This is a genomic window from Acidithiobacillus sp. TH-A35 (assembly GCF_057473505.1).
In genome coordinates this window covers 1-6,129 of the sequence record NZ_JBYCKR010000009.1, presented here as the reverse complement: position 1 = coordinate 6,129, position 6,129 = coordinate 1, and the positions used below count along the sequence as shown (strand labels likewise).

General features: G+C 53.0%; 6 protein-coding genes. 4 read left to right on the top strand and 2 right to left on the bottom strand.

Features of this window, described 5'->3' with window-relative positions:
* Positions 1-191: 191 nt before the first annotated feature.
* Entirely contained in the window at positions 192-2,543 is a 2,352-nt protein-coding gene (locus AC2VNK_RS00505) for a mechanosensitive ion channel family protein (RefSeq protein WP_486882420.1), read from the bottom strand.
* Positions 2,544-2,933: 390 nt separating this feature from the next.
* On the opposite strand from AC2VNK_RS00505, the gene AC2VNK_RS00500 reads away from it, so the two are divergent.
* Together AC2VNK_RS00500 and AC2VNK_RS00495 are read left to right on the top strand one after the other, a co-directional pair.
* The gene (locus tag AC2VNK_RS00500; RefSeq protein ID WP_486882419.1) at positions 2,934-3,215 is read left to right on the top strand and encodes a hypothetical protein; all 282 of its coding nucleotides are present in this window, start codon (positions 2,934-2,936) and stop codon (positions 3,213-3,215) included.
* 50 nt (positions 3,216-3,265) lie between these two features.
* Positions 3,266-3,547 carry a hypothetical protein gene (locus AC2VNK_RS00495; RefSeq protein ID WP_291525557.1) on the top strand — a complete coding sequence of 94 codons (282 nt, stop codon included), beginning with the start codon at positions 3,266-3,268 and terminating at the stop codon, positions 3,545-3,547.
* 35 nt (positions 3,548-3,582) lie between these two features.
* On the opposite strand, the gene AC2VNK_RS00490 is transcribed toward AC2VNK_RS00495, so the two are convergent.
* A complete protein-coding gene (locus tag AC2VNK_RS00490; RefSeq protein ID WP_291525559.1) occupies positions 3,583-4,407 on the bottom strand; it encodes a ferritin-like domain-containing protein in 825 nt (274 codons plus the stop codon).
* Positions 4,408-4,767: 360 nt separating this feature from the next.
* Between AC2VNK_RS00490 and AC2VNK_RS00485 the strand changes: the two genes are divergently transcribed.
* Together AC2VNK_RS00485 and AC2VNK_RS00480 are read left to right on the top strand one after the other, a co-directional pair.
* A complete protein-coding gene (locus AC2VNK_RS00485; RefSeq protein ID WP_291525561.1) occupies positions 4,768-5,403 on the top strand; it encodes an L-threonylcarbamoyladenylate synthase in 636 nt (211 codons plus the stop codon).
* A 49-nt stretch (positions 5,404-5,452) separates the two neighbouring features.
* Entirely contained in the window at positions 5,453-6,112 is a 660-nt protein-coding gene (locus AC2VNK_RS00480; protein WP_291525563.1) for a site-2 protease family protein, read from the top strand.
* Positions 6,113-6,129: the final 17 nt, after the last annotated feature.

Here is a 6,129-nt window from a genome sequence, read left to right as displayed (position 1 = left end):
GGTCGCCGCCCGCTGCTGCCGGAAACAGAGTCATGAACTGGCGGATGATCCTGAGGTGTTGGAAGATGTGCTGATTCATCGTGATAATTTGGTAATCAACGACTTGTTACTCTGAAAAAGTGGTGAACTGGCTGACGATCCCGAAGTGACAGGGGATGTACCGATGCTGATCCATCGCGATAACCTGATGGTTAATGCCCCGCCGTCGGCTGAGCCATATTCCCGTCCGTGGGTAAAATCTGGCCGGGAATAATGTGGACGTCCTGCTGCTGGTGCGCCAGTGCTACGTTGTGGCGGAGCAGACTTTCCACCACGGAAGCACGCAGGTCAGTCTGCACGTTATAACTCTTGTTACAGTCGTCCAGATACACCCGCAGATAGAACTGCAGTGCATTTTCGCTGACATCCAGCAATAATGCGGTGGGCGGAATGCCGCGCGGATCATCTTGCAATACGTCGGGGTGATTTTGACCTTCCGCTACCAGCAACTCCTTTACCAGCGGGATATCGGCATCATGGGCAATGCTGAAGGGGATCATGAGGCGCAACACGCTATTTGTGTACATCCAGTTGGTCACCTGGCTAGAGATCAGTTCAGAATTAGGAACGAAGACTTCAGTGCGGTCAAAAGTAAGGATCAGGGTGTAACGGATGCTCATCTTCTGCACATATCCCTGAGTGGTACCCACCTGAATCCAGTCACCAACACGAATGGGACGCTCCAATAGCAGAATCAGGCCAGACACAAAATTATTGACGATATTTTGCAGCCCAAAGCCGATGCCAACGGATAATGCGCCCGCGATGATGGCAAGATTGTGCAGCGCTACACCCGCGGTGGAAAGCGCAATCAGTACGGCGATGATAAATCCCATATATCTGACGATGGACAGTACGGAGTGGCGGGCCCCGCTTTCCAAGTGTCCAATAATCCGGGAGTTGTCGGACAGGTATTTCTGGATCAGGGTGTTAATGTTGAACAGCAGCATGAGCAGGAGCACAGCAATCACCCAGCGAAAAGGCTGAATATGAAAGCTACCAATGGAGAAACCGGTGATGAAATATTTCCCGATCAGCGTAAATCCGGTATGCGTCAGACCCCAGGCATATAAAATAAAAGCCACTATGCCTAACCACACGGCGGTGTAACTCATTGCACTGAACCATGTTATCCAGGGCAATGGTTGATCTTCTTTCAGACCGAGGCGTTGGCGCAGGAGACGTTGCCAGCGCCCGGATTTTTGCGCTGTCTGTATCCAAAAATCGGCAAGCGTCCAGGAAAAAAATAGCCCCACGCCGAAGGCGAGCATGGACGTTAATAGGCCGAATAACAGATAGTTAGAAAGATTGCGATAACCGGTGGTAGTGAATATGGCGGTAGCGATCAAGGCTAAGAGTATGAGTATCCTAAGCAGCGGATAGGCACGGAAATATTTTCGATGTTCGGTCTGCCAGACCAGCCAAAATACTGCGCCGAGAAGTACCAGGTGGAAAATGGATCCAAAAAAGGCCGGCCCTATCGGCGATAATGGATCATTGGGAGAAATGCTGATCCAGGTGAGACCAAATATGGATAAGGCAGCGATGAATCGTAAGGTTCGCAGTGCGGGGCGTAGCGTCTGCGGTTCCCAAGGCGAATGACGGCTGACTACTCCCGACGGACTTAGAGCCAATGCGAGTAACATGGAGATAAAGACGTAGCCGCCCCAGGTGCCTAATATGAGGGCAACGAGGGGCGAAAGAGTGTCTGTGAGATCGGTTGCCGTTGCAACGGCAGCGATGCCAGCCAGCAATGGTATATAGTGATAAAAATTATGTTGTACAGCAGGTAAGTTCAGTGTGCGATAAATTATTTTGGCTATGGACGCACGTAAAATAAATAATAACACAAATATAAATACACCAATTCCTATGGATATCTGTAAGTTCTGTTGTGCAAAAATAGAACGTCCATTATGACCGAGCCAGAAATGTTGTTCGTCAATCCAGGTAGCGGCAGGGACGGATTGAAGGGCAATTGCCTGTTTCCAGATGCTGTGATCATGGCGTAAGAGCAATTCGTCATGTAGTGCATCACGTTTTTTGCTGATTTGCTCGCTTAGATCTGCGCTTGCGACGGCGAGAACCTTGCAGGTAGCGAGTTCTCCGCTGAGATTTTTTTGCTCATCCTGTAGTTTCAGGCGTAATGCACTGAGATTCTTTGGTTCGCCGGCAGCAGCGGGTCCCAGTATGCCCAGACCCTTATCTATTTGACTGAGGTTGCTGCTCCTTTCGGTTATGCACCGGTGCGCGTTGTCGTTGGTCACGCTTACGACTTTTTGCCAGCTCAGAAGTTGCTGTAAATCGACATTTTTTGACAAATCGTGGTGTATCGATTGTAGCGCTGCGCTGGCCTGTGACACCGGCGTGCTGGAGGCATGTGCCAACAGCGGAAAGATCAGTATGACAAGGCATGTGCCTAACCAGGATAAATATGAAAAGATAGGTCTATTGTTTGAAGAATTCCAGATGCTGATCGGTAAAATGATCGTCCGCTGAATCACATGCCGCTCCTTTGCTGAAGCCATTTATGGAGCCATAAATGGGCATTGGGTTGCGTGGAGCGCTATCCTATCACAGGTGATGACTGAGCGCTTCTGTTCATGCTGCTTGTTGTAGTCACTTGGCCACGTTGCTAGGTGGTTATTTGCACGATATAAAATAACGAGAAGGGAATGTGCCGTCGGCATATGGCGACAGCCTGGTGTGATACCTGATCCTGAGGCTAAACTTTTTTGCAGCGGCGTATTTGACGGTAAATGATCACAAAAGGGGCCGTGGCCCTATGGGTGGGCGTTTCAGGCTTTCTTGCATGTTGGCGCCGCTGATTTTTCGGTGGTATGGCATGAAAACTGCTTAAGTGAGGGTGTGTAATGATCGTAGAGGAATTAGCTATGAAGAAGCCCATCTATAATGCCCTGTTCACGGCACTGATTGCCGCACCTTTCATCGCTTTGGGGGGTTTTGTGCATGAGATAACGCCACTGGATCCAACAACAACTACCTCTGCCCGACCGATGGTGTCCAACGGCCTGCGGATGGTGGGCGACGCGCAGATGGTGATGGGTCATGTCGAGCGGGCGGACTGGCTGCTGCTCACGCCGGAAGAGTCTGCCCATCAATCTTCGGCCGCCCCTCACCCACAGTATGCGTCTGTTACGGTACGGTCCCTGTAGCCGACGGGTGACCGTCTCCCGTCATTATTGAGAAGAATGCGGAGGAAGTGATGTCCACTAATAAATGTAAATGGCGTTTTCTGCTGTCGGCGACAGTGTTGGGTGCGGGTATCCTGTTGCTGTCGAATCCTGCGTTTGCGGATCGGGATGGCTGGGGTGGCCCGGCAGTGCGCTTATCCATCGGCGTTCCCGGCGTTGTCTATCCAGCGCCCACCTATTATGCCGCTCCACCGGCTTACTATTATGCACCGCCTCCGCCTCCGCGCTGGTATCGGCGTCATGAGCATTACTGGCACCATGAGCACGACCGTGGCTGGGGCGATGACGATTGATGGAGCTGGCAGGTAGCACTCCCACGGTGACGCGGTTAATTGATGATGGCGCGCCGTGCGCTGCGCGTCAGTAAGGGGAGTACGGCCTTTTGCAGCATGGGGGGTAGGGCGACCGGTTTGAGCAGCATTTTCATCGCCATGTCAAAAGGATAGTGACGACTTATCCAACTGCTCATGCGTTGTCGAAATGCCGAGAAATCCTCCAGGGAAAATTGCTGCCCCGGATTTTTTACTTCAAAAGCATTTTTGAGGGCAAGATAGCTGTCTTCCTGATCCACCTCGGCTACACGTTTCCAGAGTTCACGGCCAATGCGCCAGCGTGAATTTTTCTCGCGTGCTTGGTATTGCAGAAAAAATTGGTAGAAATATTTGTAGTGATGGACTTCGTCGGCGCGGATGCGTGCAGCGAGCTGGCACAGTACGGGCTCCGGGCTGGCCGCCTGAATCATCGTATAGAAGCTGGCCGTACCTGTCTCGACGACGCAGCGTGAAGCCATTTCCAAGGCGTGAGTGGGTCCTAGTAAATCGGTGCGACAGTAGGGCACATAAGCGTCTACAAAGCCCTGATAAGCACGTTCCCAATCAAAATCCGGCCAAATGGTGAGCACATATTGGCGCAATGCGCGCCCATGTTGTACCTCTTCGAGCTCCCATTCCTGGCGCAACCACATGGTGGCGCTCACATTTTCCTGATAGTATTCCACCAGGTTACGGGTGTAGAGATCAGACAGTGTTTCTACAAAGGAAGCACTGGCTAATAGATAGAACCAGTCCATGTTGCCGATGATCTTTTCCTTTTCAATGGCAGCGTAAGGAATATCGGCCTGAGACCAGGTCGGACGGACGTTATCTGCGGGCATTGTATTTGCCGCCTCCTTAAAATTCTGTCAGTGGGGTTGATGATTATAGCGCACATCTTGTTGTGGTGCCCCTGCGGCAACAAAGGGGTTCGCCCCTGACATTGCGGGCAGTGTCCGCACAGTAATTCACCACGACCCAGCAGGCAGCGGTAGGAGGCGCGCCGGGGCGCTCCTCAGTGGCAGCGCTCTCAATGGGCTCTGTCTTGGTCAGTCTGTCATGGGGCGCGTCGAGGGTCGGGGAAAGGCTGGCGGGACCGGGCGTGGCTGACGTATCATTCCCGCTTGAGTTGTGGCGGTATCCATTTCGTGTCTCGGGGTGTCTGCCCGTTGAAGGCCATCTTGCGTCCTAAGGAGGATGTCATGGCGTTATGTGTAGAATTGCATCCCCTGAATCCACAGCCGCGACTGCTGGCGCAAGCGGTTGAGGTACTGCGTGCCGGAGGTTTGCTGGTTTATCCAACGGACACCTGCTACGCCTTGGGTTGTATGGTGGCGGCACGAGAGTCCCAAGAACGGCTGCGGCGCATCCGGCAACTGGATTTGCAGCATGACCTGTCGCTGCTGTTTTCCAGCATTTCCCAAGTGACGGACTATGCCAAGTTGGATGATCGTGCCTACGCGCTGCTGCGTAAGACCTTGCCCGGACCCTACACCTTCATTCTACCAGCGACCAAAGATGTGCCGCGGCGCCTCGCTGACCCGAAAAAGCGCAGTATTGGTGTGCGCATACCCGCTAATCCCCTGTGTGAAATGCTGCTCACGGAGTTGGGAGAGCCCTTGATGAGCTCTACCCTGCAACTTCCTGGCGCCAATGCACCGCTGACGGAGCCCGATGAAATTTGCGACGTGTTGGGGAGTCAGGTGGATATGGTGCTGCTCTCGGGTGTGGGTGGGGTGCTCTGTTCGACGGTGGTGGATCTTTTGCAATGGCCGCCGCGTGTGCTCCGTCAAGGCGCTGGTGACCCGCGGCTGCTCGGTCTCAGTGTTGCCGTTTAGTCGCTTGCAGCATTAGGCGGGTAGGGCATTACGCTGATATACTCCATCCATGTCTGATGCCACGCAATTTATCCGAACCCTGGCCATTTGGGCCATACCTGTGCTGTTCGCCATTACGGTGCATGAGGTGGCCCATGGCTGGGTCGCCTGGAAACGGGGTGATCCTACCGCCATGCTCATGGGTCGCTTAACGCTGAATCCGATTAAACATATTGATCCTTTTGGGACAATTTTACTGCCGGGCATACTGCTCCTGTTTCACTCGCCCTTTCTCTTTGGTTATGCCAAGCCGGTGCCGGTCAATTTTGGCGGGCTGAAAGACCCCAAACGCGATATGGTGCTCGTCGCCATCGCCGGGCCGGCCGCCAATTTGTTGATGGCTTTTTTCTGGACGCTGGTGCTGTGGTTGGGCGGCCATCTCCCCGGCGCACTGGCGTATATCGGTGAACCCATGCAGTTGATGGGTGAGGCGGGCATTATGATCAATGTCATCCTGATCATTTTTAATCTGATTCCCATTCCGCCTCTGGACGGTGGTCGGGTGGCGGTGGGGCTTTTGCCGGCGTCAGCCAGTATTGCCCTGAGCCGGATTGAACCTTACGGATTCATCATTCTAATTGTACTGCTGTTTACCGGCGTGTTGTGGTCCGTCCTGGGTCCTCTTTTCCTGTTGGTGCGTAACTTTTTTCTGACGATTGGCGGTTTGTGATGACAGAGATCATCGTT